Source organism: Janibacter hoylei PVAS-1 (assembly GCF_004025845.1).
Classification (GTDB): domain Bacteria; phylum Actinomycetota; class Actinomycetes; order Actinomycetales; family Dermatophilaceae; genus Janibacter; species Janibacter hoylei.
The window spans coordinates 25,045-50,207 of sequence record NZ_PIPF01000016.1 but is presented as its reverse complement, the minus strand read 5'-3'; the positions used below and the strand labels follow the sequence as shown (position 1 = coordinate 50,207).

General features: G+C 72.5%; 24 protein-coding genes and 1 tRNA gene. 17 read left to right on the top strand and 8 right to left on the bottom strand.

The annotated features are described in order from the left end of the window. Positions 1-146 precede the first annotated feature (146 nt). From CWN80_RS15465 to CWN80_RS15030, 4 genes are all read left to right on the top strand, one after another. Positions 147-323, top strand: coding sequence for a hypothetical protein (locus CWN80_RS15465; RefSeq protein WP_156811806.1), 177 nt, complete (start codon positions 147-149; stop codon positions 321-323). A 93-nt stretch (positions 324-416) separates the two neighbouring features. After that, positions 417-499 (top strand) — tRNA-Leu (locus CWN80_RS15040). Between the two features lie 79 nt (positions 500-578). After that, the gene (locus CWN80_RS15035) at positions 579-1,049 is read left to right on the top strand and encodes a hypothetical protein (RefSeq protein WP_007929560.1); all 471 of its coding nucleotides are present in this window, start codon (positions 579-581) and stop codon (positions 1,047-1,049) included. Positions 1,050-1,144: 95 nt separating this feature from the next. Beyond that, positions 1,145-2,005 carry an outer membrane protein assembly factor BamB family protein gene (locus CWN80_RS15030; RefSeq protein WP_007929558.1) on the top strand — a complete coding sequence of 287 codons (861 nt, stop codon included), beginning with the start codon at positions 1,145-1,147 and terminating at the stop codon, positions 2,003-2,005. A 56-nt stretch (positions 2,006-2,061) separates the two neighbouring features. On the opposite strand, the gene CWN80_RS15025 is transcribed toward CWN80_RS15030, so the two are convergent. Next, positions 2,062-2,547: a hypothetical protein gene (locus tag CWN80_RS15025; RefSeq protein WP_007929556.1), complete on the bottom strand. Its 486-nt coding sequence runs from the start codon at positions 2,545-2,547 to the stop codon at positions 2,062-2,064. Positions 2,548-2,626: 79 nt separating this feature from the next. Then, the gene (locus tag CWN80_RS15020) at positions 2,627-3,175 is read right to left on the bottom strand and encodes an NYN domain-containing protein (protein WP_007929554.1); all 549 of its coding nucleotides are present in this window, start codon (positions 3,173-3,175) and stop codon (positions 2,627-2,629) included. 69 nt (positions 3,176-3,244) lie between these two features. On the opposite strand from CWN80_RS15020, the gene CWN80_RS15590 reads away from it, so the two are divergent. Then, positions 3,245-3,382: a hypothetical protein gene (locus CWN80_RS15590; RefSeq protein WP_169330622.1), complete on the top strand. Its 138-nt coding sequence runs from the start codon at positions 3,245-3,247 to the stop codon at positions 3,380-3,382. 132 nt (positions 3,383-3,514) lie between these two features. Here CWN80_RS15590 and CWN80_RS15015 read toward each other — a convergent pair whose 3' ends face one another. Next, on the bottom strand, positions 3,515-4,087 hold the full coding sequence (locus tag CWN80_RS15015) for a TetR/AcrR family transcriptional regulator (RefSeq protein WP_128277499.1): 573 nt from the start codon (positions 4,085-4,087) through the stop codon (positions 3,515-3,517). Positions 4,088-4,201: 114 nt separating this feature from the next. On the opposite strand from CWN80_RS15015, the gene CWN80_RS15010 reads away from it, so the two are divergent. The 5 genes from CWN80_RS15010 (at position 4,202) to CWN80_RS14990 (ending at position 10,280) form a co-directional block, all read left to right on the top strand. Continuing rightward, positions 4,202-5,422 carry an acetyl-CoA C-acetyltransferase gene (locus CWN80_RS15010; RefSeq protein ID WP_007929548.1) on the top strand — a complete coding sequence of 407 codons (1,221 nt, stop codon included), beginning with the start codon at positions 4,202-4,204 and terminating at the stop codon, positions 5,420-5,422. 35 nt (positions 5,423-5,457) lie between these two features. After that, complete coding sequence (locus CWN80_RS15005) at positions 5,458-7,632, top strand: 3-hydroxyacyl-CoA dehydrogenase NAD-binding domain-containing protein (protein ID WP_007929547.1); 2,175 nt, start codon at positions 5,458-5,460, stop codon at positions 7,630-7,632. A 1-nt stretch (position 7,633) separates the two neighbouring features. After that, positions 7,634-8,476, top strand: a complete 843-nt coding sequence (locus CWN80_RS15000) for a CoA transferase (protein WP_007929545.1) — start codon at positions 7,634-7,636, stop codon at positions 8,474-8,476. 151 nt (positions 8,477-8,627) lie between these two features. Beyond that, positions 8,628-9,791, top strand: coding sequence for an acyl-CoA dehydrogenase family protein (locus CWN80_RS14995; RefSeq protein ID WP_040881796.1), 1,164 nt, complete (start codon positions 8,628-8,630; stop codon positions 9,789-9,791). A gap of 24 nt (positions 9,792-9,815) precedes the next feature. Further along, positions 9,816-10,280, top strand: coding sequence for a hypothetical protein (locus CWN80_RS14990; RefSeq protein ID WP_007929851.1), 465 nt, complete (start codon positions 9,816-9,818; stop codon positions 10,278-10,280). A gap of 5 nt (positions 10,281-10,285) precedes the next feature. Here CWN80_RS14990 and CWN80_RS14985 read toward each other — a convergent pair whose 3' ends face one another. Both CWN80_RS14985 and CWN80_RS14980 read right to left on the bottom strand, forming a co-directional pair. After that, complete coding sequence (locus tag CWN80_RS14985) at positions 10,286-11,566, bottom strand: MFS transporter (RefSeq protein ID WP_007929852.1); 1,281 nt, start codon at positions 11,564-11,566, stop codon at positions 10,286-10,288. Continuing rightward, positions 11,563-12,150: a winged helix-turn-helix domain-containing protein gene (locus tag CWN80_RS14980; protein WP_007929853.1), complete on the bottom strand. Its 588-nt coding sequence runs from the start codon at positions 12,148-12,150 to the stop codon at positions 11,563-11,565. The genes CWN80_RS14985 and CWN80_RS14980 overlap by 4 nt, the downstream gene beginning before the upstream one ends. 239 nt (positions 12,151-12,389) lie before the next feature. Between CWN80_RS14980 and CWN80_RS14975 the strand changes: the two genes are divergently transcribed. The 6 genes from CWN80_RS14975 to CWN80_RS14950 all read left to right on the top strand — a co-directional run bounded on the left by CWN80_RS14975 (position 12,390) and on the right by CWN80_RS14950 (position 20,262). Continuing rightward, the gene (locus tag CWN80_RS14975) at positions 12,390-13,622 is read left to right on the top strand and encodes an endonuclease/exonuclease/phosphatase family protein (RefSeq protein ID WP_007929919.1); all 1,233 of its coding nucleotides are present in this window, start codon (positions 12,390-12,392) and stop codon (positions 13,620-13,622) included. 145 nt (positions 13,623-13,767) lie between these two features. Further along, complete coding sequence (locus CWN80_RS14970; protein ID WP_128277498.1) at positions 13,768-16,359, top strand: circularly permuted type 2 ATP-grasp protein; 2,592 nt, start codon at positions 13,768-13,770, stop codon at positions 16,357-16,359. Continuing rightward, the gene (locus CWN80_RS14965; protein WP_007929912.1) at positions 16,356-17,363 is read left to right on the top strand and encodes a transglutaminase family protein; all 1,008 of its coding nucleotides are present in this window, start codon (positions 16,356-16,358) and stop codon (positions 17,361-17,363) included. The genes CWN80_RS14970 and CWN80_RS14965 overlap by 4 nt, the downstream gene beginning before the upstream one ends. A 9-nt stretch (positions 17,364-17,372) precedes the next feature. After that, the gene (locus CWN80_RS14960; protein WP_128277496.1) at positions 17,373-18,197 is read left to right on the top strand and encodes a patatin-like phospholipase family protein; all 825 of its coding nucleotides are present in this window, start codon (positions 17,373-17,375) and stop codon (positions 18,195-18,197) included. Further along, positions 18,194-19,222: a 1-acyl-sn-glycerol-3-phosphate acyltransferase gene (locus CWN80_RS14955; protein ID WP_007928542.1), complete on the top strand. Its 1,029-nt coding sequence runs from the start codon at positions 18,194-18,196 to the stop codon at positions 19,220-19,222. The genes CWN80_RS14960 and CWN80_RS14955 overlap by 4 nt, the downstream gene beginning before the upstream one ends. Then, the gene (locus CWN80_RS14950) at positions 19,219-20,262 is read left to right on the top strand and encodes an alpha/beta hydrolase (RefSeq protein WP_128277495.1); all 1,044 of its coding nucleotides are present in this window, start codon (positions 19,219-19,221) and stop codon (positions 20,260-20,262) included. Before CWN80_RS14955 ends, CWN80_RS14950 begins: the two co-directional genes overlap by 4 nt. 21 nt (positions 20,263-20,283) lie before the next feature. On the opposite strand, the gene pheA is transcribed toward CWN80_RS14950, so the two are convergent. Genes pheA through CWN80_RS14935 form a run of 3 tightly spaced genes read right to left on the bottom strand, consistent with a single transcriptional unit; the run spans position 20,284 to position 22,894 of the window. Further along, positions 20,284-21,216, bottom strand: coding sequence for a prephenate dehydratase (pheA, locus tag CWN80_RS14945; RefSeq protein WP_007928545.1), 933 nt, complete (start codon positions 21,214-21,216; stop codon positions 20,284-20,286). Between the two features lie 29 nt (positions 21,217-21,245). Beyond that, on the bottom strand, positions 21,246-21,653 hold the full coding sequence (locus tag CWN80_RS14940) for a DUF4446 family protein (RefSeq protein WP_007928547.1): 408 nt from the start codon (positions 21,651-21,653) through the stop codon (positions 21,246-21,248). After that, a complete protein-coding gene (locus CWN80_RS14935) occupies positions 21,650-22,894 on the bottom strand; it encodes a glycosyltransferase 87 family protein (protein ID WP_238148264.1) in 1,245 nt (414 codons plus the stop codon). Before CWN80_RS14935 ends, CWN80_RS14940 begins: the two co-directional genes overlap by 4 nt. Before the next feature lie 57 nt (positions 22,895-22,951). On the opposite strand from CWN80_RS14935, the gene CWN80_RS15460 reads away from it, so the two are divergent. Next, positions 22,952-25,147, top strand: a complete 2,196-nt coding sequence (locus tag CWN80_RS15460) for an alkaline phosphatase family protein (RefSeq protein WP_157986940.1) — start codon at positions 22,952-22,954, stop codon at positions 25,145-25,147. The last annotated feature ends 16 nt before the right edge of the window (positions 25,148-25,163 follow it).

Below are 25,163 nucleotides of genomic sequence, written 5' to 3'. Positions count from 1 at the left end.
AGGCCGCCCGCGGCCGTCTCGAAGGGAGACAAGCTCAGTGGGTGCGGGGCGCGCGGATGCGCCTCCTTCAGCTCCGCGGCCCAGGTGGGGGTGCCGGGGGTCGTGCGCCGGCTGCGCGAGGAGTACCCGGGGTCGACGAGACTCGCATGAGCGCCTACGCGGAAGGGGGCCTGCGTGTGGCCCGGGTCGACGTCGACTCCGTCCCCCAGGACCCCGCCGGCGCGGTGCGGCAGGTGGTCCTCGGGACCGTCCTCGTCGACCGGGTGCTCGCCCCCCTTCGCCGGCTGGCCCAGCAGCACCTCAGCGTGAGCGAGCAGGGCTGACCGGGACCCCGCGCCCCGCCGCTTTGGGGATCGGTCGGGTCATGGGGCACAATGAGACGGCTCGTGCGCCGAGAGGTGCGCGGCTCACTCTTTGCGCGAGTGGCGGAACGGCAGACGCGCTGGCTTCAGGTGCCAGTGTCCGAAAGGGCGTGGGGGTTCAAATCCCCCCTCGCGCACAGTTCACGAAGGGCGTCCCACCAGCTGGTGGGACGCCCTTCGTCGTGCCTGCATCCGGTCGGTGGCAGGCTGGCCGGCATGGCACCTGACCCGCAGACTCAGCCCGGGCGCGGCGCCGACGTGCCCGATCGTCTCGCCGAGGTCGCCCGCCGTCTGGAGGAGTGCGTCGCGGTCCTCGAGCGGGAGTCGGGTCTGCGGCCCTGGCGGGTGCCGGACCGCGACAACATCGACGGAGCCCACCCGTACTACGGCGAGGACGACGGCCGCCTCTTCGTCCGGGCTCATGAGCGGGGCAAGCTCGTCCGGGACGAGGTGCACGAGAGCGTCGACGGGGTGGTCGAGTCGCTCGTGACGGACATGGCGGCCCAGCTCGCGAGGACGTACGAGGCAAGGCATCGTCGCCCGCGAGAGGACTCTCGGCGTCAGTGGTTCCACCTGAGCGAGCTCTGGTTGAACCGGGTGGAGCTGGCGTGGGGCGATCGCCTGCACTCCGACCACGTCGCCGTGCTCCGTGAGTCGCCCTTCAACGACGATCGGGACGTCCCCTGAGTAGGGGAGCTCTGACGTCTGCCAGGTGCGCGGCACCCTCGGTCGCTAGGTTGGCCGTGTCTGCCGAGGCGAGCTCCGCTCGACGAGGGGACACCATGCGCCACCTGACCCGGACCACGATCGTCGCCGCGGCCGCGGCTCTCACGCTCATCGCCGCTCCGTCGGCCGGGGCGGTCGCCGCGCCGACGACGAGCGTCGCGGTCACCGACGGACTCGACGTCAACATCGGCGGCTGGGCGGAGGGGGCGGCGATCCTGGCCGACGGGGACCTGCTGGTCGCCAACCTCAACCAGCACAAGATCCAGCGTGTCGACGCGCAGACGCACCAGATCACCACGGTCGCAGAGGTCGCCGACCCCAGCCAGATGGTCGTCGACGGCGACACCGTCTACGTCGTCACCGGCAACACACCCGCCTCGATCTTCACCCGCAAGGGCGGCGTGTTCGCCATCGACCTGACGACCGGGGCCCGACGCACCGTCACCACCGGCATGGGTGAGGCCAACGGGATGGCCCGGTTGCCCGACGGTGACCTCGTCGTCAGCGTGACCCTGGGCGGTGACGCAGGGGTCCACCGGGTCGCCCCGCAGACCGGGGAGCGGCGCCGTCTCACCTCGTCCTTCCCCACGCCCAACGGGGTGGCCGTGGGGCCGCAGGGTCAGCTGTACGTCGGCTCGACGCTGCTCGGCGCCGTCTTCCGCGTCGACCCGTCGACCGGCGCGACGCAGCGCGTGGCCGGGGTGAGCACGAGCCTCGACGACTTCGCGGTCCGGTCCGACGGGACGATCGTCGGTGCGACGACGCTGGGCTTCGTCGACGAGCTCGACCCCGCGACGGGCCGCAGCCGCCCGCTGCTCTCCGGCTACGTCGGCGGGACCTCGGTGCGGCTGCTGTCGGACGACCGGGCCGTCATCACGACGGCGACCGGTCGGGTCGTGGTCGTCGACCTGCCCTGACGACTGCCCGCGACGCGGCGACGAAGGGGGATGCAGCGCCCGGCAGTCGGGCGGCCTCAGACCGCGACGCCCACGGCGGTGAGCAGCTCGCGCAGGGCAGCGCCGATCTCCCGCTGCTGCCCGATCTCGCGGCCGACGATCGACTGGACGCCGCCCTGGTAGGTCCCGTCGATCTTGCCCGGAGCCCCGACGTAGAGGGTGCGGCCGGCCATCAGCGACTGGCTTGCTGGATGGCCCTCGACGGCCGGACGAGAGGCGGCCAGCTCGGCGAGCTGCTGCTCGCTGAAGGGGGCGCCCGAGGCACTGCCGATCCCCGCGAGGACGTGCTTGCCGCCGTTTACCTCGAGGGTGACGTGTCCGACGGTCTTGCTCGCCTTGGCGCGGATCGCCTGCGCGGGCGCGTCGAAGAGGACGCCGCCCTGGCCGACGAGCCACACCCGGCCCGGGAGGACGCCGAGGATCGTCGGCTCGGACTTCGAGGTCATCATCCGCGGGTAGCGGTAGACGCCCATGAGGATCGGGGGCACCGGTGTCTGCTCCATGCCTCCTGCCTATCGGCTGGCGTTCCGGGAGTCCAACGAGGGCAGCGCCGAGGATGCTCGAGCGGTGACGCGCAGCTCGTCAGATGAACTCGAGCGGGTCGAACTCGTCGATCTCGATGACCCGGACGCGCGGCAGGCGGCTCTTGAAGGCCGACACGTCGTACTCGAGGTCGAAGAACTCCATGCCGTCGATCTGCTTGAGCCCGTTGGCCATGAACTCGCTGAAGCCGACGATGCCGATGCGCCGGTCCTCGTCCTCGGCGAGCGCCTCCATCTGCGGCGTGAAGTCGTTGTCGTGGCTGACGAGCATGACGTCGGCATCGCGCTCGACGAGCGCCTGCGCCGTGCGCTGGATCGCGATGTCGACGACCTTGCCCTCGCCGCGCAGCGGCACCGGCCGGTAGCCCATCGCGAGCAGCGCCTGGACGAAGGAGGCCGGCAGCTCACCGGCCACCGCGAGGAAGAAGAGCCCCTTGACCGGCTGGCCCCACGCCGCCTCGGTGTACTCGAGCAGCGTGTTCCACCGCGGCCGCTCCTGCGGCTCCGGGCGCCGCCCGAGGACGGAGACCCCGAGGGTGGCGTCGATGTTTTCCCCGTCGACGAGGAGGTAGGTGCTGCGATCGGCCATGCTGGGACCCTACTGTGAGCGGCGCCGGAGCGTGTCCGGCGCGACGACGACGAAGGGGAGTGACCGCCCGTGTGCATGCCGGTCCGGTGCCAGCAGTGCGGCAAGACGACGTGGAGCGGGTGCGGCGAGCACGTCGCGCAGGTGCGGGCCCAGGTGCCCGCCGACCAGTGGTGCGAGTGCCCGGCCAATGCCGACCCCAACGGCTGAGCGGGGCTCGTGAGCCTGCCGCCGGGACAGGGCCCTCTGGGACCGCCGCGGGCGGCCTCCGGGCCCTGAGGAGCGAGGCCGTCCACGGCCGAGCGTCTCGAAGGGCAGGGACCGGAGGTGGGGCCGGGTGGGTCAGCGCAGGGTGACGCGGACCTCCGGGGAGTCGCCCTCGGCGCCGGAGAGCTGCCAGATCCGGTCGAGGGTCGGCTGGAGCAGCCAGGTGCCCAGCTGCCGCAGCAGGACGGCGACGGCCTGCTCGGTGACCGGCACCCCGCTGCGGGTCACGCCGTGGTTGCGCAGGGTCTGGGTCTGCGCGATGGTCTCCTCGATGAGCAGGCGGGCCAGGCCGATATCGCCGGGGCCGGGCGTCACGACGACGCGGCGCAGGTAGTCGATGACCTCGGGGTTGGTCGCGAACATCCGGGCGACAGCGGCGTCACGGCCCGCCGCGATCTCCGCGGTCGTGCCCTCGAGGGGGACCGAGGCCAGGGCCTCGCGGAAGCGCTGGACGACGAAGGCGTCCACCGCCTCGCGCAGACCCTCCTTACCGCCGAAGTGGTGACCGATGAGCCCCGGGGCCACGCCGGCGGAGCGGGCGACCTCGCGCAGGCTCGTCGCGGCGACTCCCCGCGCGGCGAAGAGCGCCAGTGCCGCGTCCCGGATCCGCGTGCTGGTGTCGCCGGCGGCGCCTTCTCGTGAACCCACGGGGACCTGCCTTCGGTGTGACGGTGAACAAGTCGACCCACCATTGCACACGTGTTCAACGCCTGCGTAGGGTGCGAGGCGAACCCCAGCAGTGACCCGCGAAGGAGCCGGCCCATGCCCGAGCAGCCCCAGGCGATCATCTACGACGCCGTCCGCACACCCCGAGGGAAGGGCAAGGCCTCCGGCTCCCTCCACGAGGTCAAGCCGATCGACCTGACCGTCGGCCTCCTGCAGGCGATCCGGGAGCGCAACCCCGGCCTCGACGCCGCCCAGGTCGACGACCTCGTCATGGGCATCGTCTCGCCGGTCGGCGACCAGGGCGCCGTCCTGCCGCGCATCGCCGCCCTCAAGGCGGGCTACCCCGAGCCGGTCGCGGGCGTGCAGCTCAACCGCTTCTGCGGCTCCGGCCTCGAGGCGGTCAACCAGGTCGCGGCGCGCGTGCGCTCCGGCTTCGAGGACCTGCTCATCGCCGGTGGTGTCGAGTCGATGTCGCGCGTGCCGATGGGCAGCGACGGCGGCGCGTGGGCGATGGACCCGCGCACCGCCCTCGAGACCGACTTCGTGCCCCAGGGCATCAGCGCCGACCTCATCGCGACGATCGAGGGCTACGACCGCGCCGAGGTCGACCGTTTCGCCGCGCAGTCCCACGCCCGCGCGGCTGCTGCCTGGGAGGGCGGCTACTTCGACAAGAGCGTCATCCCGGTCAAGGACGCCAGTGGCATCACGATCCTCGACCGCGACGAGACGATCCGCCCCGGGACGACCGCCGAGTCGCTCGGCGGGCTGCGTCCCTCCTTCGCCGCGATGGGCGAGCAGGGCGGCTTCGACTTCGTCGCCACCGAGAAGTACCCGCACGTCGACGCGATCAACCACGTCCACCACGCCGGCAACAGCTCGGGCATCGTCGACGGCGCCGCGCTGCTGCTCGTCGGCAACGAGCGCGTCGGCCAGGAGATGGGCCTGACCCCCCGCGCCCGCATCGTCTCCACCGCGGTCATCGGCTCCGAGCCGACGATCATGCTGACCGGCCCCGCCCCGTCGTGCCGCAAGGCCCTCGACCGGGTCGGCATGAAGGCCAGCGACATCGACCTCGTCGAGATCAACGAGGCCTTCGCCGCGGTCGCCCTCAAGCTCATGCGCGACATGGGCTGGAGCGAGGAGCAGACCAACGTCAACGGTGGCGCGATCGCCATGGGCCACCCGCTCGGCGCCACCGGCGCGATGATCCTCGGCACCCTCGTCGACGAGCTGGAGCGCCGCGACCTCGAGCGCGGCATCGCCACCCTCTGCATCGGCGGCGGCATGGGTGTCGCCACGATCGTCGAGCGCGTCTGACCCCCCTTCGTCACGGACAGGAAGCACGAGAAGCCATGAGCGAGAACATGATCCGCTACGAGCGCGACGACGAGGGCATCGTCACGCTGACGATGGACGACCCCGGTGCGGGCGCCAACACGATGAACGACACCTACGTCGCGGCGATGGGTGAGACCGTCGACCGCCTCGAGGCCGAGCGCGACGACATCACCGGTGTCGTGCTGACCTCCGCCAAGAAGACCTTCTTCGCCGGCGGCAACCTCACCGACCTTCAGTCGGTGACCGAGGAGACCGCCGGTGAGTTCTTCGCCGGCATCGAGGGCATCAAGTCGCAGCTGCGGCGCCTCGAGCAGCTCGGCAAGCCCGTCGTCGCCGCGATCAACGGTGCGGCGCTCGGCGGCGGTCTCGAGCTCGCGCTCGCGACCCACTACCGCATCGCCGTCGACGACCCCAAGGTCAAGCTCGGCCTGCCCGAGGTCACCCTCGGCCTGCTGCCCGGTGGTGGCGGCGTCACCCGCCTCGTGCGGATGCTCGGCATCCAGGAGGCCCTCATGGGCTGGCTCCTGCAGGGCCAGCAGTACGCGCCGGCGCAGGCCCACGCGAAGGGGGTCGTCGACCAGCTCGTCGCCACCCGCGAGGAGCTCGTCCCGGCCGCGAAGGCGTGGATCCGCGAGCACCAGGACGACGAGGGCGTGGCCACCAAGCCGTGGGACATCAAGGGCTTCAAGATCCCCGGCGGCAGCCCGTCGGTCCCGAAGTTCGCCGCCAACCTGCCGGCCTTCCCCGCCAACCTGCGCAAGACGCTCAAGGGTGCCCCGACGAAGTCGCCCCGCGCGATCCTCGCCGCGGCCGTCGAGGGCTCGCAGGTCGACTTCGACACCGCGAGCCGGATCGAGTCGCGCTACATCACCGAGCTCGCGGCGGGCCGCGAGTCGACCGCGATGATCCAGGCCTTCTTCTTCGACCTGCAGGCGATCAACAGCGGCAAGCTGCGCCCCGAGGGCGTCGAGCGCCGCCAGGTCGGCAAGGTCGGGGTCCTCGGCGCCGGGATGATGGGCGCCGGCATCGCCTACTCCGCCGCCATGTCAGGCATCGAGGTCGTCCTCAAGGACGTCTCGATCGAGGGCGCGCAGAAGGGCAAGGGCTACTCCGAGAAGCTGCTCGCCAAGCGCGTCGAGCGCGGCAAGATGGACCAGGCCAAGGCCGACGCCGTGCTCGCGCGGATCACCCCGACGGCCGACGTCAACGACCTGGCGGGCGTCGACGTCGTCATCGAGGCGGTCTTCGAGGACTACGACCTCAAGAAGCAGGTCTTCTCCGAGGTCGAAGCAGTCGTCGGGCCGGACACGCTTCTGTGCTCCAACACCTCGACCCTGCCGATCACCTCGCTGCAGGAGTTCTCCAGCCGGCCGGCCGACTTCATCGGCCTGCACTTCTTCTCGCCGGTGGACAAGATGCAGCTCGTCGAGATCATCCGCGGCGAGCAGACCTCCGACGAGGCGACCGCCCGCGCGATCGACATCGTCCAGCAGATCCGCAAGATCCCGGTCGTCGTCGGTGACGGGCGCGGCTTCTACACCAGCCGGGTCTTCGGCACGTTGATCCTCGAGGGCGCTGTCGCCGTCGCCGAGGGCATCGACCCGATGGTCGTCGAGCGGGCCGCGACGACGGCGGGCTTCCCCGCGCCGCCGCTGGCGATGCTCGACGAGGTCTCGCTGACCCTCACCCAGCACATCCGCGCGGAGGCCGACAAGGCCGCGGCCGCGGAGGGCAAGACCCTGCCCAAGGGCCCGGGCGAGGAGCTCATCGACACGATGGTCGCGGAGGGTCGCAAGGGCCGCGCCGCCGGCGCCGGCATGTACGACTACCCGGCCGACGGGCCCAAGGTCCTGTGGCCCGGGCTGCGCGAGCGCTTCGCGAAGGGGACGCAGGTCCCCCTTCGTGATCTGCAGGACCGCTACCTCTTCATCATGGCGCTGGAGACCGCGGGCTGCTTCGAGGACGGCGTGCTCACCGACACCGAGTCGGCCAACGTCGGCGGCATCTTCGGCATCGGCTTCCCGCCGCACACCGGTGGGCCGGCGACCTTCATGACGAACTACGAGGGCGGCCTGGCCGGTTTCGTCGCGCGCGCCGACGAGCTCGCGGACACCTACGGCGAGCGCTTCCGCCCGTCGGAGTGGCTGCGCGGCCGCGTCGCCGCCGGCACCCTCGTCGACAAGACCTGACGTGTCCGACCCCCTGACCGGCGTCCGCGTCGTCTCGATCGCCATCAACCTGCCCGGGCCGGCCGCCGTCGCGCGGCTGGCCGGGCAGGGGGCGAGCGCCGTGACGGTCCTGCCCCCGGGCGGTGACCCGATGGAGCAGTTCGCCAAGGACTACTACGACGAGCTGCACGTCGGTCAGGAGGTGCGTCGGGTCGACCTGAAGTCCGACGCCGGTCGGGCCGAGGTCGACGAGCTCCTCGCTGCCGCAGACGTCTTCGTCACCAGCTCGCGGCCGTCGGCGCTGCGCAGGCTCGGGCTCGACTTCGAGTCCGTGCACGCGCGGCACCCGCAGGTCTGCCAGGTCGACATCGTCGGCCACCCGGGCGACGAGGCGGAGACGCCCGGTCACGACCTCACCTACCAGGCAGTGACAGGTCTGCTCGGCGAAGGGAGGATGCCCGCCACCCTCGTCGTCGACCTCGCCGGGTCGGAGCGAGCGGCGGCGGAGGCTGCGGCCGCGCTCGTGGCCCGGTCCCGCACGGGTGAAGGGGTACGCCGCGAGGTGGCCCTGTCGGACGTGTCGGCGACGATCGCCGGCCCCCGACGCCACGGGCTCACCGCGCCGGGCGCGCTGCTCGGTGGCGGCCTGCCGGTCTACGCCGTCTACGACACCGCCGACCGGCCGATCGCGCTCGCCGCGCTCGAGCCGCACTTCACCGCCCGCCTGCTCGAGGTCCTCGGGATCGCGCCCGAGGAGCTCTCGCGCGAGCGGCTGGCGGAGCTCTTCGCCGGCCGTACGGCCGACGAGTGGGCCACCTGGGCTGCGGAGCACGACGTGCCGCTCGCCCCCCTTCGCCCATCCTGACCGCCCCGTCGCCCGCCCCCGACTTCGCATCTCCCTAGGGAAATAGCACCCAGACGTCGCATCTCCCTAGGGAAATGCCCACAGGAGGTGTCATTTCCCTAGGGAGATGCGGCATCCCTGGTCGAACCGCACTCACGACAGAGAGGCAACGATGCCCGAGATCCTGATGCCCCAGCCCTATGCCTCCCCGTGGATGCAGGACGAGGTGGCCGATGTGCTCACCCTCGCCCGCACCTTCTTCGAGCGGGAGGTGACGCCGCACGCGGAGCGCTTCGCCGAGCAGCACCAGGTCGACAAGGAGACCTGGCTGGCCGCGGGCGCCGCGGGTCTGCTGTGCATCTCGATCCCGCAGGAGTACGGCGGCGGTGGCGGCACCTTCGCCCACGAGGCGGCCGTGATGTGGGAGCAGGGGCGGGCCGGAGACGACGCGCTCGGCTACTCCGTGCACTCCTCGATCGTCGCCCACTACCTGCTCGCCTACGGGTCGCAGGAGCAGAAGCAGAAGTGGCTGCCGCGCATGGCCTCCGGCGAGCTCATCGGTGCCATCGCGATGACCGAGCCGGGCACCGGGTCGGACCTGCAAAACATCAAGACCACGGCCCGGCGCGAGGGCGACCACTACGTCATCAACGGGTCGAAGACCTTCATCACCAACTCCTCGCACGCCGGTCTCGTCGTGGTCGTCGCGCGCACCGGCGGTGAAGGGGCACAAGGGATCTCGCTCATCGTGGCCGAGGTCGACGGTCTCGAAGGATTCGAGCGCGGTCGGGTGCTGCAGAAGGTCGGCCAGCACGGTCAGGACACCCGTGAGCTGGCCTTCACCGACATGCGGGTGCCCGTGGCCAACCTGCTCGGTGAGGAGGAGGGGCAGGGCTTCTACCAGCTGATGATGCAGCTGCCGCAGGAGCGGCTGGCGATCGCCGTCAGCGCGGTGGCCTCCGCCGAGCTCGCCGTGGACCTCGCGGTGGCGTACACCAAGGAGCGCACCGCCTTCGGCAAGCCGATCAGCGCCTTCCAGAACACGCGATTCACCCTCGCCGAGGTCTCCACCGACGTCATGGCGGCGCGGACCTTCCTCGACCACTGCGTCGCCCTGCACGTCGACGGCAAGCTCGACGCCGCGACCGCCTCACGGGCGAAGTACTGGACGACGGACGTCCAGTGCGAGGTCGTCGACCGCTGCCTGCAGCTCTTCGGTGGCTACGGCTACATGCTCGAGTACCCCATCGCGCGGCTCTACGCCGGGGCGCGCGTGCAGAAGATCTACGGCGGGACCAACGAGATCATGAAGGAGCTGATCTCGCGCACGCTCTGACGACGTGACGCTAGGTTTGCCGCCATGACCACCGGGGGCGACCGCGATGACCATCTCGTCGAGCTGGCTGCGGGCAGGGGCGGCCTCGTCGCCTGTGCCCTCGCGCTGCTCATCACGACCTGCCTGCCGATGACCCGGTGGGAAGGCGAAGGGGAGGAGACGACCGGCCTGCTGCAGGAAGATGTCGCACCGCCCGTCCTCGACCTCGACTTGTGGGGTCTCTCCGGGGCCGGAGACGTGAGCGGACTCCTGGTCGCGGTGCCTCTGGTCCTGCTGGCCGTGCTGTGCCTCGCCGCCCTCGGCAGCTCACTGCTGAAGCTCCTGCCGGCGATCGCCGGCGTCGTCACCCTCTGGTCGGGAGTGCACGCTGCGCTCGGCGGGTTCGAGGGTGACCTCCTGGCGGCCCGGTGGTTGTGCGTCCTCGTGCCTGCGGTGACGACCTATGTCGCGGTCCGGGTGCACCTGACCCAGGGGCGCGTCTACGGCTGACCTGGTCAGGTTGTCGCGACCGAGGCGACGAGCGAAGGGCGGCGGCGCTCGGCTCGCAGCGCAGGGAGCAGGCACCAGACGCCACCGAGGCCGAAGATCCCGGCGGCAGCCATCGCGACCTGAGTCGACGTCGCGGCGGCGAGCAGGCCCGCGAGCGGCATGGTGACCGCGGTGGACCCGAAGGCGCACATCGAGCCCAGCGAGAGCACGGTCGCGCGGTTGGCCGAGGTCGCCTCGCGGTGCAGCAACGCGCTGTAGGCCGGGCCCTGCATGCCGTGGCCGGTGTAGGCGAGCAGGTGGGCGACGACGAGGCCGACCGGCCCGACGACCAGGGCCATCCCGATCGTCAGCACGCTGTGGACGACCCGGCCGAGGATGGCGGCGCGCGCGACACCCCAGCGGGCGGAGGCCCGACCGCACAGCCAGGCGCCGACGGCGAAGACGACCCAGGCTCCCGCGGCGAGCGGGCCCATGACGACGCCCGCTCGCTCCTCGCCGCCGGGGAGCTCGGCCATGCGCACCGGGGTCAGCGACTCCATCGAGATCATCGCGGTGCTCCAGAAGACCTCGAGCAGCACCAGCCCGCGGAGCACCGGGTTGTCGCGCACGAGCCGCAGACCTGAGGCGATGACGCCGGGGGTCTCGCGGGCCGAGGACAGCGCCCGCGACCAGCCGGTCGAGTCGACGTGGGTCACCGGCTCGCGGAGCAGGACGACGACCGCGGCGAGGTGGAGCACCGAGAGCACGAGGCAGATGACGACGGGCAGCCACAGCGCCGAGTGCGACCCGATCGGGTGCCAGGCGACGAGGCCACCGGACAGCAGCGCCCCGCCGGCGATCGCCAGCCCGAGGATCGAGGTGGATCGCGAGAGGTCCTGGTCGACGTCGGCGCCCGGGCGGGTGGCGTGGACCGTGTCGACGTACCAGGCCTCGAGCGGGCCGGAGTCGAGGGCGCGGAAGACGCCAGTGAGCACCGACGCGATGACGAAGGCGGTGAAGGAGTGGGCGACAAGGAGCGCAACCATCGCGGCGACATTGGCCAGCCCGGCGGCGATGAGGACCGGGCGGCGACCGAGGGCGTCCGCGAAGCCGGAGGTCGGTAGCTCCAGCGCGACGACCGCGACGCCGATGACGGCCGAGGCCGTGAGCGCCTGCGGCAGGTTCAGGCCGCGCTCGAGCTGCCACAGCACGAGCAGCCCGACGACGAAGCCGATCGGCAGCCAGCGGGTCGTCGTCAGGGTGAGGAAGACCCGGCGGGCGGCGAGGGGGGAGAGGGGCTCGGTCATCGTGACTCCCACCCGGGTTCGTCATCGGCGGGGAAGCTCGAGATGACGACGGCGTAGCGACGCTGGTCGTCGGCGAGCTCGCCGGGCGTGGGCGGGTGCTCGGCGAGGACCTCCCACATGAGGTCCTCGAAGCGGGTGAGTATCTGCGCCGCCTGTTCCGCGGTCACGGGGACCTGGAGGTCGCTGATCGAGGTGACGGCGCGCCACTCCTCGCTCTCGCCCCCTCGACGGACGGCGGCGCCCTGCATGCGGCTCGCGAGCTGGGTGACGGCCAGCTGGTGGAAGGCGTCGGTGGCGTCCCTCCCTTCGTCCGTCGTCACGTCGTCGTCGCGGACGGAGGTCGTCATGGCACTCGCCCGCCACCACCGGTCGCGGTTGTTGCCGAGGTCGTTCGCCTCCTCGACGAAGCCGTGCTCCGCGAGCTGGCGTAGGTGATAGCTCGTCGCCCCCGAGTTGAGTCCGAGGCGGCGCGCGACCTGGCTCGCCGTCGCCGGACCGAGTGTGCGGAGCAGGCCGAGGATGCGCATGCGCACCGGGTGGGTCAGCGCGCGCAGCTGGGTGACGTCGGGGGTGACGGGGTCCATGGGGAGGAGCCTAGACCGCAAAGGTCTGTTTGCAAAGGAATGTTTGCGATCCCTTCGAGACGGTCGCGGGGCGACCTCCTCAGGGACCCTTCGAGACGGTCGCGGGGCGACCTCCTCAGGGAGCGGTGGGGGTGGGGGCCCCTTCGAGACGGTCGCGGGGCGACCTCCTCAGGGGGCGGGGAGGAAGCGTTGGTCCATTGGACAGGCGGTGTTCTCCCTTCGGCCCTAGCGTCGGGAGCATGACGCCACGCACCCGCCGGACCGCCGCGCTCGTCGGCGCGGCCGCCCTCGCCCTGACCCTGGCCGCCCCGGCCACCGCCCACGACCACCGGCCGAAGGGGAAGCACCCGCACCATGGTCAGGAGGTGCGCTTCGCGACCTTCAACGCCTCGCTCAACCGGGCCACCGAGGGCCAGCTCGAGCAGGACCTGTCGACCGGTGACAACGAGCAGGCGCGCAACGTCGCCGAGACGATCCAGCGGGCTGACCCCGACGTCGTGCTCGTCAACGAGTTCGACTACTCCCGCAAGGCCGCTCGCCTCTTTCGCGACAACTACCTGGCCGTGGGCCAGCGCGGCGCCGACCCCGTGGACTACCCCTACCACTACATCGCGCCGAGCAACACGGGCGTCCCGAGCGGCCACGACCTCAACAACGACGGGACCGTCGGCGGGGGCGACGACGCCTACGGCTTCGGGCTCTTCCCCGGGCAGTACGGCATGGTCGTCTACAGCAAGTACCCGATCGACACGCGCAAGGTGCGCACCTTCCAGCAGCTGAAGTGGCAGTCGATGCCCGGCAACCGCATGCCCACCGACTACTACTCGCCCGCCGAGCAGGCCGACCTGCGGCTGAGCAGCAAGAGCCACTGGGACCTGCCGATCCGCATCGGCGCCAGGACCGTCCACCTCCTCGCCAGCCACCCGACACCGCCCACCTTCGACGGGCCCGAGGACCGCAACGGGCGGCGCAACGCCGACGAGATCCGTCTGTGGGCCGACTATGTCTCCGGCGGCACGGACGCCCGCTGGATCCGCGACGACGAAGGGAGGCGAGGTGGCCTCCCGCGGGGGGCCAGCTTCGTCATCGCGGGCGACCAGAACGCCGACCCCGACGACGGCGACAGCACCGACGACGCGATCCACCAGCTCCTGGACCACCCGCGGGTCAACACCTCGGTGACCCCGACGAGCCGCGGCGCCGTCGAGGCGAGCGAGCAGCAGGGCGGGATCAACGACGAGCACGTCGGCAACCCCGCGCAGGACACCGCCGACTTCGCCGAGCCGCCGGGCAACATCCGCGCCGACTACGTCCTGCCGAGCCGCGACCTGCCGATCCGGCACGCACGGGTCTTCTGGCCCACGAGCGAGCACCCGCTGTACCGGCTCACCGGCAGCTACCCCTTCCCGACGAGCGACCACCGGCTGGTGTGGGTCGACACGCAGGTCGGCCGGGGCCACGGGAGGCGCTGACCCCCCTTCGCGCCGACTCAGCAAGAGAAACGCCCCCTTCGCAAGGGTTCCAAACTCTTGCGAAGGGGGCGATTCTCGGGTGACCCGAGAAACGTGGGGCGGATGGGGTTCGGGCCAGTCCACCCAACAGCGTTAGTGTCGCCACATGTCCGCTGCGGCCATCGGTGACCGGTCCTCACCCCTGCTCGACGACTACCGCGAGATCGTCACGAGCAGCGAAGGGGTCGACGAGCTCGTCACCCTCGACGGGGTGCGTGAGGCGGCGCAGCCGCTCGCCGACCAGATCGCCGGCGCCGGTCTGACCGCCCTCCTCGCAGCGCGCTCGGCGACCCGGCGCTTCGTCGCCGACGACGGCATCACCTACGGCGCCGGCGTCTCCCCCGAGGACAGCGAGGCACCCGAAGGGCGCCAGATCCCCACCGAGCCGCGCGAGTGGGAGCTCGACCCGCTGCCGCTCACCTTCGGCTCCACCGAGTGGGCCCGCCTCGAGCAGGGCGTGCGCCAGCGCGCCGCCCTGCTCGACGCCGTGCTCACCGACCTCACCGGCGAGCAGAGCCTCGTGCGCTCCGGGATCCTGCCCGGTGCCGCCGTCTACGGGCACGACGGCTGGCTCCCGCAGGCCGACGGCATCCACCTGCCCGGGCCCCGCCAGCTCGTCATGCCGGCGATGGACCTCGCCCGCGACCGCAACGGGGCCTGGCGGGTCTTCTCCGACCGCACCCAGGCACCGACCGGCGCGGGCTACGCCATGGCCAACCGCCGGATCATCGCGCGCGTCCTGCCCGACCTGCACCGCGAGGTCGACCTCGCGCGGCTGCGCGGGTTCTTCTTCCACGTGCACAAGGCGCTCGTCGCCGCCGCCCCCGACACCGACGACGTGCCCCGCATCGTCATCCTCACGCCCGGCGCGCTGAGCGACGCGGCCTTCGACGAGGCGCTGCAGTCCACCGTGCTCGGCGTGCCCGTCGTCGAGTCCGAGGACCTCGTCAGCCGCGACGGCCGCATCTGGATGCGCACGACGAGCGGGCTCTCCCCGGTCGACGTCATCATGCGCCGCGTCGAGGGCGATGCCATCGACCAGCTCGACCTGCGCGGCGACTCCCGCCTCGGCCTGCCCGGCGTCGTCGAGGCCGCCCGCCTCGGCCACGTCTCGATCGTCAACCCGATCTCCTCCGGGGTGCTCGAAAACCCGGCGCTCATCCCCTACCTGCCGCAGATCTGCCGGCACGTCCTCGGCGAGGACCTCTCCCTCGCCTCGACCCAGACGTGGTGGGCCGGCGAGCCCACCCACCTCAGCCACATCGTCACCAACCTCTCCAGCCTCGTCGTCAAGCCGGCCTCGCGCAGCGGCAACAGCAACTCGGTCTTCGGCTGGGAGCTGAGCGCCGACGAGCGCGACGAGCTCGCCATGCGCATCCAGGCCGAGCCGTGGCGCTGGACCGCGCAGGACCCGCTGACGATGTCGACGGCACCCGTGGTCACCGCCGGCGGCCTCGAGCCGCGCAGCGTCGTGCTGCGCACCTTCGCCGTCGCCGACGAGGAGGACTACGTCGTCATGCCCGGCGGCCTCGGCCGGCTCGCCGTCCGCGCCGACTCCGGCGCCATCTCGAGCTTCACCGGCGCGATGAGCAAGGACGTGTGGGTCCGCGCCGACACCGAGGCGACCGCCCCCGAGGGGGAGGGCCTCCCCTTCGCCACGGTCGAAGGGGGGACCGCCGCCGGCTACGCGGCCCCCGCACCCCGTGTCGCCGCCGACCTGTACTGGATGGGCCGCTACGCCGAGCGCGCCGAGGCCGCCGCCCGCCTGCTGCGGGTCGCGGACAACCTCGTCGACGACCACGCGGCCCGCCCTGGCACCACCGGCCACGCCGCGATGCTCGCGATCCTCGACGCGGTCACCGAGGTCATGTCGGTGCACCCCGGCTTCGTCGGCGACGAGGGGGCCAGCCGCCGCGAGGACCCGCTGCCGCACCTGCGCGCGCTCACCCTCGACCCCCGCATCGTCGGGTCGGTCGCCTACAGCACCCACCGCGCCGTCATCGCTGCCCAGGCGGTCCGCGAGAGCCTCTCCCTCGACACCTGGCTCGTCATGTCGCGCCTCGAGCGCACCCTCCAGCACGCCGTCCCGCAGGACGACCTGCAGGAGCTGCTCATGGAGACCATCGAGGGCCTGCTGGCGCTCGCCGGCATCGGTGTCGAGTCGCTGATCCGCGACCCGGCGTGGGCCTTCGCCGACGCCGGCAAGCGCGTCGAGCGCGCCCAGCAGACGATCCGCCTGCTCGCCTCCGTGCTCGCCGTCGAGCGGGCGCCGGTCGTCGAGGGCACGACCACCGAGTCGGCGCTCCTCGCGGCCGAGTCGGTCATCACCTACCGCCGCCGGCTCACCTCCGGGCTCGGTGGGATGTCGGCACTGCAGGCGGCCGTCGACCTGCTCCTGCGCGACGTGACCAACCCGCGCTCGGTCGCCTTCCAGGTCGACCGCCTCGTCGAGGACCTCGAGCTCATCGACGACGAGGCCGCGCTGCCCGCCGTTCGCGAGATCGCCGAGCGGATCGCCGGGCTCGACCTCGACGGGCTCTTCGCCGACGGTCGCGCCCCGCTCGCCGGCAGCCTGTCGAGCCTCGGCACCCAGCTGCGCGAGGTGCACCGCTCCGTCGACGCGGCCTACTTCCGCCGCAAGCAGGCCGGGCGCAACGTGCAGTGGGTCCAGTGGAACGGTGGAGAGGAGTCCTGGTGAGCGCCACCCCGTCACGCCCCCCGGCCCCCGAGCCGGTCGCCACGGGCGACCCCCTGGTGCCGATCATCAAGCCGGAGCACCACACCCTTCGGCAGTACGAGGTGCGCCACCGCACGACGTACACCTACGAGGAGTACGTCACCGACTCCTTCGGCCGGGCGCTGCTGCGCCCGCGGGAGACGAGCCGGCAGCGCGTCCTCGAGCACCGCGTCGAGATCAGCCCCGAGCCGCACATCCTCACCGAGCACGTCGACCACTTCGGCAACCACTCGAGCTTCTACGAGGTCCGCACGCCGCACACGGTGCTCGACGTGCACAAGGTGAGCCTCATGGAGATCGAGTGGCCGGCGCCGGACATGGACCGGCTCAACGCGTGGACCGTCGCGGAGGCCGCGGAGCAGATCGCCGCCGGCGACGGCATCGACCGTGCCGAGGCGGCCCAGTACCTGCTGCCGTCGGCCCTCGTCGAGATCGCGCCCGAGGTCATCGCCTACTCGGCCGGGATCCTGCCGCCCGACCGGCCGCTCGGCGAGGCGCTCGTCGCCCTCTACTCCGACATCTACCGCGACTTCACCTATGCCAAGGGCACGACGAGCGTCAAGACGACGCTGCCCGAGCTGCTCGCCCAGCGTGAAGGCGTCTGCCAGGACTTCGCCCACCTCGCCGCCGGCTGCCTGCGCGCTGTCGGCATCCCCGGGCGCTACGTCTCGGGCTACATCGAGACCCGGCCGGCCCCGGGCAAGGTCAAGCTCCAGGGCTCAGACGCCTCGCACGCGTGGGTCGCGGCGATGACCCCCGACGGCGACTGGGTCGACCTCGACCCGACGAACAACCACTTCGCCGACTCGCGCTACATCGTCACCGGGTGGGGCCGCGACTTCCGCGACGTCTCGCCGCTCAAGGGCGTGATCTTCGGCGAAGGGGGTGGCTCCAGCCTCAAGGTCGGCGTCGACGTCATCCCCCAGGACGGTTCCGACCCGCGGGCCGACACGCCGGCGCAGTAATCTGACGCCATGCCCATGACCGCCTTCGTCCTCGGTGGCGGCGGCGTCCTCGGAGCGACCCAGGTGGGCATGCTGCAGGCGCTGCTCGCCGCGGACATCACCCCCGACCTCGTCGTCGGCACGAGCATCGGCTCGCTCAACGGCGCCTTCGTCGCCGCGGACCCGACGGTCGAAGGGGTGGGGCGCCTCGAGGAGCTGTGGCGCGACGTCGTGCGCTCCGGGGAGATGAGTGAAAGCCCGGTGCGGCGGGCCGCGCGCCTGGCCAAGCACGGCACCCACGTCATGCGCCCCGGGCTCATCCCCGACCTCGTCGCGCGCCACCTCGGCGTCGACCTCGTCGAGGACCTGCCCGTCCCCTTCCAGTGCGTCGCCGCCGAGATCGAGGGCTCGGTGTCCCGGTGGTTCACGGCCGGGCCCATCGGGCCGGCGGTCGCCGCCAGCTGCGCCGTGCCCGGGCTCTTCGCCCCCGTCGAGATCGACGGGGCGCACTACTACGACGGTGGCCTCGTCCACTCGATCCCCGTCGGGCGGGTCATCGCCCTCGGCGCGACCGAGGTGCACGTGCTCCAGGTCGGGCGGGTCGAGCAGCCGCTCTCCGCGCCGACCAACCCGCTCGACGTCGGGCTCGTCGCCTTCGAGATCGCCCGCCGGCACCGCTTCGTCGAGGAGATCGCCGAGGTGCCCGACTCCGTGCGGCTGCACGTGCTGCCGAGCGGCACCGACCGCACGCCGACGGCCTCGCTCCTCGGCCAGGGCACGGTCGCCAAGGTCGACGAGCGGATGGCCCGGGCCTTCGAGGCGACGAGCGCCTACCTCGAGGGGACCACGCGATGAGGATCAGCGCGCTCCCTTCGCTCCCGGCGCCGCCGCTGTGGCTGCGGATGGTCCTGCAGGCGCTCTACCCGCTCTTCGGCATCGTCATGTCGCTCGCCTTCCTCGTGCTCGTGCCCTTCCTCGTGCTGCTGTGGCCGTGGGACCGGCGGCTGGCGATCCTGCGCTGCCTCTTCCTCACCGTCTACATCATGTGGGAGGACATCGGTCTCGTCGTCGAGTGCTGGTACCTGCGGCTGCGCTCGCCGCGCGGCACGAGCCCGACCTGGGACGCCGACCACCTCGCGCTCATCAAGCGGGCGCTCGACAACGTGCTCTTCACCGCGCGGCGGGTCGTCGGCTTCCACGTCGAGATCGAGGGCCAGCTGACCGTCGGCCGACCGGGGCACCCGCTCGTCGTGATCTCCCGCCACGCCGGCCCGGCCGACTCGCTGGCCATCGCCTGGCTGCTCGCCTCGACCGCCGGGCGGATCCCACGGATCATCCTCGCCGACGCGATGCTCTGGGACCCGGGCATCGCGATGGTCCTGCAGCGCCTCGACTCCTACTTCGTGCCCTCGCGATCCGGCGCGGGCGACGACCGGACCAAGGGGGTCGAGGAGCTCGCGTCGACGCTCACGGCCAAGGACGCGATGCTCATCTTCCCGGAGGGGCGCAACTGGACCCGCGAGCGGCACGAGGTGCTCGTCGAGGACCTCGGGTCGCGCGGGGAGACGGCGCGGCAGGAGCTCGCGCGCTCGCGGCCGTGGGTGCTCGAGCCCCGCTCCCGCGGCGTGGCCGCGATGCGCGAGCACGCGCCCGATGCGGACGTCATGGTCATCGCCCACACCGGCCTCGACATGATCTCCGGGCCGGCCGCCGTGGTCCGCGCCGTGCCCTTCCGCAACCGGTTGCTCATCCGCGGCCGGACGTACCACAGCGAAGACGTCCCCACCCGGCCCGACGAGGTCGCCGCCTGGCTCGACGCGCGCTGGGCGGAGGTCAACTCCTGGGTCGACAGGCGCATCAGCGGGCGAGAGCACCGGTGAAGCCGTGGTTCCCGCCGACGGTGAGCACGGTGGCCGTCGCGGCGGCTGCGGAGGCGGACAACCGTGTGCACCGGTGGCCGCTCACGCCCCGGATCACCCGGTGGCTGCGGACGAAGGGGGCCGACGCCCGCCTCGCCGGCTTCGAGACCGACCGCGCGGCACTGGGGGTCGAGGTCGCGCACGATGCCCGCGGCGACCTCGTGATGACGACTCCTCTCACCGGTGCGCATTTCCCTAGGGAAATGCGCACGGAAGGGCCATCTGGTCGCCCACTCCCTGCGCATTTGCCTAGGGAAATGCGCAGGGACGGGCAGGATGCGCGCGCGGGGGAGGCGTGGGTGCTGTGGGCCCACGGCGGCGGATTTTGCTGGGGGTCGGCGCGCGACGGCACCGGGCTGCGGCTGGCCGCCGGACTCGGGCGCCCCGTGGTGTCGGTGGAGTACCCGCTCGCTCCGGAGGAGCGCTTCCCGGTCGCGATCGAGCACTGCCTGGCCGCCTACGAGGCCGGGGTCCGTGAGCGCGGGCCGCAGGTCCTCCTCGGCGGGGTCTCGGCCGGAGCCAACCTGGCCTTGGGTGTGCTGCAGCGGGTCCGGGCCCTGCGGGAGAGCGGGTCGGACCTGCCCCAGCCGATCGGCCTGGTGGGGCTGACCCCCTTCGGCGACCTGGCGGGCGAGGGCGACTCCTACCGCGTCAACGAAGGCCGCGACGCCTACCTGCGCTGGCGGGGCCAGCAGGAGCGCTTCGCGCGGGCGTACGCCGGGCGGGCCGACCTGCGCGACCCCCTCGTCTCACCCGTGCACGCCGACTGGTCGGGCGAGCCGCTGCCGCCGGCGATCTTCACGACGGGTACGCGCGACCTCTTCCTCTCCGACACCGCGCGCATCCACACCGCGTGGCGGGCCGCCGGTGGGGAGGCCGACCTCGTGCTCGCCGAAGGGATGTGGCACAGCTACCTCTCCGACGCCCGGCTGCCGGAGTCGGACGCACTCATGGCCCGGCTGCTCGACTGGTGCGACGGGGTGCTCGCCGGGCGGGTGTGACGCGCCGGGCACGAGCCGGGCTCAGCCCCCGAGCCGCCGCAGCCGGTCCAGCCACTGCCGTGCCGCGACGAAGGCCGCGTCGCTCGTGATCGGGTCGACCGAGATCGGGGTGCCGGCGGCGGCGGGATAGGACCCGAGGAAGCGCACGTCGGCACACACGCGGTGCAGGCTCATCAGCGCCGCGCCGACCCGCTCGTCCTGCACGTGCCCCTCGAGGTCGATCGAGAAGCAGTAGGAGCCCATCGACTCCTTCGTCGGCCGGGACTCCAGCCGGGTCATGTTGATCCCGCGGACGGCGAACTGCTCGAGCAGCTCGAGCAGCCCGCCCGCGCGGTCGCTGCGCTGGTAGAGCACGACCGTCGTCTTGTCACGCCCGGTCGGAGCCGGGAGCCAGTCGGGCCGGGAGACGACGACGAAGCGGGTCACCGCATTGCTCATGTCACCGATGTCGTGGGCGACCACCTCGAGCCCGAAGTGCTCGGCGGCGATCGGGGCGCAGACCGCGACGTCGTAGCCGACCTCACCCGGGTGCTCGGCGAGGTCCTTGGCCGCCGACGCCGTCGACAGCGTCGGGACGTAGATCGCCTGCGGCGCCCGCCCACCCGCCCACCCGCGCACCTGGGCCCACGCGTGACTGTGGGTGCCGATGGCTCGAGCCGCTCCCAGCGCGGTGCCCGGCCGCGCGCAGGCGACGAAGGTGATCGGCACGAGGACCTCGCCGACGACGACGAGCGGGTCGCCCGAGGTGAGGGCGTCGAGGGTGGCCGAGACACCCCCTTCGACGGAGTTCTCGATCGGGACGACCGCGGCGTCGACGTCACCGGCGCGCAGCGCGTCGAGGGCCGCGTCGACGGACCCGAGGGGGACCTGCTCGTGCTCCGCGTCGGCCACCCACGACAGCAGCGCCTGCTGGGTGAAGGTGCCCTCGGGGCCGAGGTAGGCGTAGCGGGTCATGTCTCTCCTCCTGGGACGGACGAAGGGGGTCAGGCGTCCGGTGATCCGGTGCGAGCGGCCGCGAGAGCCTGCCGCTCCTCAGGGGTCAGGGTCGAGTCGGCGTCGCCGCCGACGACTCCCTTGGCATAGGTGCGCGACTCGCCCCGGCCGTGGATGCTGCTCACGACGAGGCCATCACCGGCGTCGTCGATGATCGCTGCCGAAAAGCTCAGCCGACCGCCCATGTCGCCGAAGGCGTCGTAGCGGACGACGGCCACGTGCCGCAGGGCCTGGCCGATGTCGTGACGAAGGGCGGCGAGGTCACCTTCGCCGACGGGCGAGCGGGCCTCGAGGGTCGCGATCCGCTCACCGAGGGCGCGGGTGCGGGCGAGCAGGGCGACGACGGCGACCAGGGCGAGGGCGAGTCCGCACAGCAGGGCGATCTCGACGGCGCTCATGCGCTCACCCTAGGCCTGTCCCCCGGCACCCGAGCCGGCATCTCACGGTCGGTCCGGTGGATCGCCCAGGCGAGCAGGGCGAGGACGACGACGCTGCCGATGACATTGCCCTCGACGAGCAGGTCGCCGACCCAGCGCGGGTCCCTCCCTTCGCGCTTCCACAGCACCCCCCAGAAGGGCATGGTGCAGACGAACCACGCGATGACGACTGCGGCCGCTCCGAGGCGGGGCCAGTCGGGCCGGCGCCAGCGCATGACGTAGGGCCCGAGGATCGCCGGGACGATGACGATGATCCAGTGCAGGTGGTGCACCCACGAGACCGGGGAGAGGAGGAAGCCGGCGAGGCCGACGGCTGCCGCCTCCGCGACCCAGTCGCCCTGGCGGTGCGCGCGCTGGGCGATCCAGAAGACGACCGCGCCCATGACGAGCAGCCACGGGGCCCACGCGAGGGTGAGCTCGGTGCCCTCGAGTCCGCGGCGGAGCAGGGTGGCGCGGAAGGCCTGGTTGGCCGAGCCGTCGTTGGGGCCGAGCCGGGTCGGGTCGGACAGCGCCCCGCCCCAGAAGGCGAAGGAGGCCTGCGGCAGCACGAGCCAGGCGGCGACCGAGACGAAGGTGGCGGTGCCGATCGCCCAGCCGGCCTCGCGCCAGCGGCGGCCCAGCAGGTAGTGGATGACGAAGACGCCGGGTGTCAGCTTGATCGCCATGGCGAGCCCGACGAGCACGCCCGGGGGCACCCGCGCGAGCCAGCGGTGCCGTGGCCGCTGCAGGTCGAGCAGGCAGATGAGGACGAGGAAGGCGTTGACCTGCGCGAAGCGGATCCCGTCGCCGACCGGCTGGGTCCACAGGAATCCGGCGGCGACGACACCGACGAGGACCGGCGCCCAGACCCCGACCCGCTCGCGCACCCGGTACCACGCGAGCCAGACGATGGCGACGTTGGCGAGCAGCTGGGCGATGGTCCACAGCCAGGCCGCGACCTCGAAGGGGACGAGTGCGAGCGGCACGGAGAGGAAGGCTGCGATGGGCGGGTAGGTGAAGGGCAGCAGCTGCGGCGGCTGGGTCATCTGCGCGTAGATGTCGCGCCCCTGCAGGACCGAGAGCCCGCCCTCGCGGTAGACCTGCACGTCGACCTGCCACTGGTCCTGCGGGAAGAGGAAGAGGAACTTCGCGATCGGCCAGGCGGCGACGAGCACGAAGAGGACGACCCCGAGGAGGACGTGGGGTCGACTCAGGCGGGACATGGGCCCCATTGTGGCCGACGGGGGCTGGCCCGCGGCGCAGGTCACTACGGTTGGGGCATGGTCGGCGCCGCACTCCCTCCGCGCGCCCGGGGTCTGCTCCCGGTCGTGCTGGTCCTGCTCGTGCTCGTCGCCGGGGTGCTCGGCGTCGGCGGCGGTCGGGCCAGCGCCGAGACCGGGCCGCGCGATGTCGTCGTCGTGGGTGCTCCCGGCCTGTCGTGGAGCGACGTCACCGCCGAGGGGACGCCGGCGCTGCACTCGCTGTCGCAGGGCGGCGCGATCAGCAACCTCAACGTGCGCTCCACCTACTTCACCTCGTGCCCGGTCGACGGGTGGCTCGGGCTGTCCGCCGGCAACCGCGCGGCCCAGCCGCGGGACGTGACCCGGGGGCAGCTGCGGGCCGACCCGCGAGCGCTGCCGCATTGCGACTCCCTGCCGGAGGTCGAGTCGTCGTCGGCGATGACCTCCGTCGAGATGGACCGCGATTTCTGGAGCGGTTTGTCGAAGGGGGTTGCCGCGCAAGGCTTCGAGGCCCGGATCGGGTCGCTCGGGTCGGCGGTGCACGAGGCGGGCGGCTGCATCACCGGCAGCGGGCCGGGCGCGGTGCTCGCGATGACCTCCCGCGACGGCATCGTCCACGGCGAGGGGGAGCCGGGGGTCGCCGAGCCCTGCCCGGTCACCCTCGTGGGAGCGCCGCCGATCACGATCGCCGAGGAGGGGGACCCGCGGCAGCGGCAGGTCGCCGCGGTCGACGCCGCGGTCGACGACGTGCTGACCGCCGCCGACGCCGACACCGTCGTGATCGTCGCCGGGCTCTCGGACGACGGGGGCAAGCCCGGCCTGCGGCTCCTCGCGATGACCGGTGGCGGCACACCTGCGGGGTGGCTGCACTCCGACTCGACGACGCGCGACGAGATGGCCCAGGTGGCCGACCTCACCCACTCGGTGCTGACGATCGCCGGGATGGAGCCGCCGGAGGGGATCGCCGGGCGCGCCCTCGTGCCCGTCGCCGACGACGCGCCGGCGCGCGATCGGGTCGCGACCCTCGTCGACGACGACGCCCAGCTGCAGGCGGCCGACGAGGTCATCCCGCCCTTCTTCCGGGGCTTCGGCGTCGGCCTCGTCGGGCTGCTCGCCCTCGCCGGGCTCGTCGCCCGCGTCGGCCCGGAGCGCTGGCGACCGACGATCGTCCGGGCCGTGGGGCTCGTCGCCCTCGCGGCGATGGCCGTGCCCGCCTCGACCTACCTGCTGACCCTCACCCGGTGGTTCGACACGGAGTCGGTCCTCGGTGGCTTCGTCCTGCGGCTCGGCGTCATCGACCTGGCGCTCGTCGCCGCCGTGCTCGCGCTCGTGCTGCTCGTCGTGCGGCTGGCACCTGCGCACCTGCGGGGCGAGGGTCCGCTGATGGCCCGCACGGCGGTCGGCGCGGTCTCCGCGATCACCTTCGCCCTGCTTGCCGGCGACCTGCTCCTCGGCCGCGGGCGGATGACGATGCTCTCCACCCTCGGCCTGCTGCCTCTCGACGGGGGCCGCTTCCACGGCTTCGGCAACGTCCCCTTCGCGATCTTCGCTGCCTCGGCCTTCCTGCTCATGAGCGTGCTGGCGGCTCCCCTCGTCGCCCGCGGTCGCCGCACGGCCGCCGCGCTCGTCGTCGGTGTGGTCGGCCTGGTGACCTTCGTCGTCGACGCCTGGCTCGGGGCGGACGGCGGTGGCGCGCTCGCGCTCATCCCGTCGGTCGGTTACCTCGTGCTCGCCGTCGCCGGCGTCCGCCTGACGTGGGCCAAGGTCGTCGCGATCGGTCTGGCCACCGGCGTGGGCTTCCTCGCGATGGCGGGGGCGGACTGGCTGCGGCCCGAGGAGCAGCGGACCCATCTCGGCCGCTTCTTCCAGAGCCTGCTCGACGGCGACGCGTGGGGCATCCTCGTGCGGAAGCTCGAGACCAATGTCGACCTGCTGCTCGGCCCGGAGCGCGCGGCGCTGCTCGTGCCGGTCGTCCTCGTCGCGGTCATCTGGGTGCTCGCGCGGCCGGGCAGCGCTGCGGGACAACGGGTCCAGCCGCTGATGTCCGCCTATCCCGGGCTGCGCGTCGGTCTCATCGGGCTCGTCGTCGCGCTCACGGTCGGCTTCCTGCTCAACGACTCGGGCACGGCGATCCCGGCCGCCGCGGCGCTCGTCCTCGCGCCGGCGCTGCTCGTCCTGTGGGCCGGAGCCGGCCGAGCGCGGGATGAGCGTGTGGAGGGGCCAGCGACTGGCTGACCCACTGCGCACTGCA

Coding starts and splice junctions, on each gene's coding strand:
- CWN80_RS15025 (WP_007929556.1), bottom strand. CDS start 2,547: ATGGAGCAGACACCGGTGCCCCCGATCCTCATGGGCGTCTACCGCTAC.
- CWN80_RS14940 (WP_007928547.1), bottom strand. CDS start 21,653: ATGAGCGCCGTCGAGATCGCCCTGCTGTGCGGACTCGCCCTCGCCCTG.
- CWN80_RS15035 (WP_007929560.1), top strand. CDS start 579: ATGGCACCTGACCCGCAGACTCAGCCCGGGCGCGGCGCCGACGTGCCC.
- pheA (WP_007928545.1), bottom strand. CDS start 21,216: ATGACCCGCTACGCCTACCTCGGCCCCGAGGGCACCTTCACCCAGCAG.
- CWN80_RS15010 (WP_007929548.1), top strand. CDS start 4,202: ATGCCCGAGCAGCCCCAGGCGATCATCTACGACGCCGTCCGCACACCC.
- CWN80_RS15465 (WP_156811806.1), top strand. CDS start 147: ATGAGCGCCTACGCGGAAGGGGGCCTGCGTGTGGCCCGGGTCGACGTC.
- CWN80_RS15005 (WP_007929547.1), top strand. CDS start 5,458: ATGAGCGAGAACATGATCCGCTACGAGCGCGACGACGAGGGCATCGTC.
- CWN80_RS14970 (WP_128277498.1), top strand. CDS start 13,768: ATGTCCGCTGCGGCCATCGGTGACCGGTCCTCACCCCTGCTCGACGAC.
- CWN80_RS15460 (WP_157986940.1), top strand. CDS start 22,952: ATGGTCGGCGCCGCACTCCCTCCGCGCGCCCGGGGTCTGCTCCCGGTC.
- CWN80_RS14975 (WP_007929919.1), top strand. CDS start 12,390: ATGACGCCACGCACCCGCCGGACCGCCGCGCTCGTCGGCGCGGCCGCC.
- CWN80_RS14980 (WP_007929853.1), bottom strand. CDS start 12,150: ATGGACCCCGTCACCCCCGACGTCACCCAGCTGCGCGCGCTGACCCAC.
- CWN80_RS14985 (WP_007929852.1), bottom strand. CDS start 11,566: ATGACCGAGCCCCTCTCCCCCCTCGCCGCCCGCCGGGTCTTCCTCACC.
- CWN80_RS14935 (WP_238148264.1), bottom strand. CDS start 22,894: ATGTCCCGCCTGAGTCGACCCCACGTCCTCCTCGGGGTCGTCCTCTTC.
- CWN80_RS14955 (WP_007928542.1), top strand. CDS start 18,194: ATGAGGATCAGCGCGCTCCCTTCGCTCCCGGCGCCGCCGCTGTGGCTG.
- CWN80_RS15020 (WP_007929554.1), bottom strand. CDS start 3,175: ATGGCCGATCGCAGCACCTACCTCCTCGTCGACGGGGAAAACATCGAC.
- CWN80_RS14995 (WP_040881796.1), top strand. CDS start 8,628: ATGCCCGAGATCCTGATGCCCCAGCCCTATGCCTCCCCGTGGATGCAG.
- CWN80_RS14960 (WP_128277496.1), top strand. CDS start 17,373: ATGCCCATGACCGCCTTCGTCCTCGGTGGCGGCGGCGTCCTCGGAGCG.
- CWN80_RS15030 (WP_007929558.1), top strand. CDS start 1,145: ATGCGCCACCTGACCCGGACCACGATCGTCGCCGCGGCCGCGGCTCTC.
- CWN80_RS14990 (WP_007929851.1), top strand. CDS start 9,816: ATGACCACCGGGGGCGACCGCGATGACCATCTCGTCGAGCTGGCTGCG.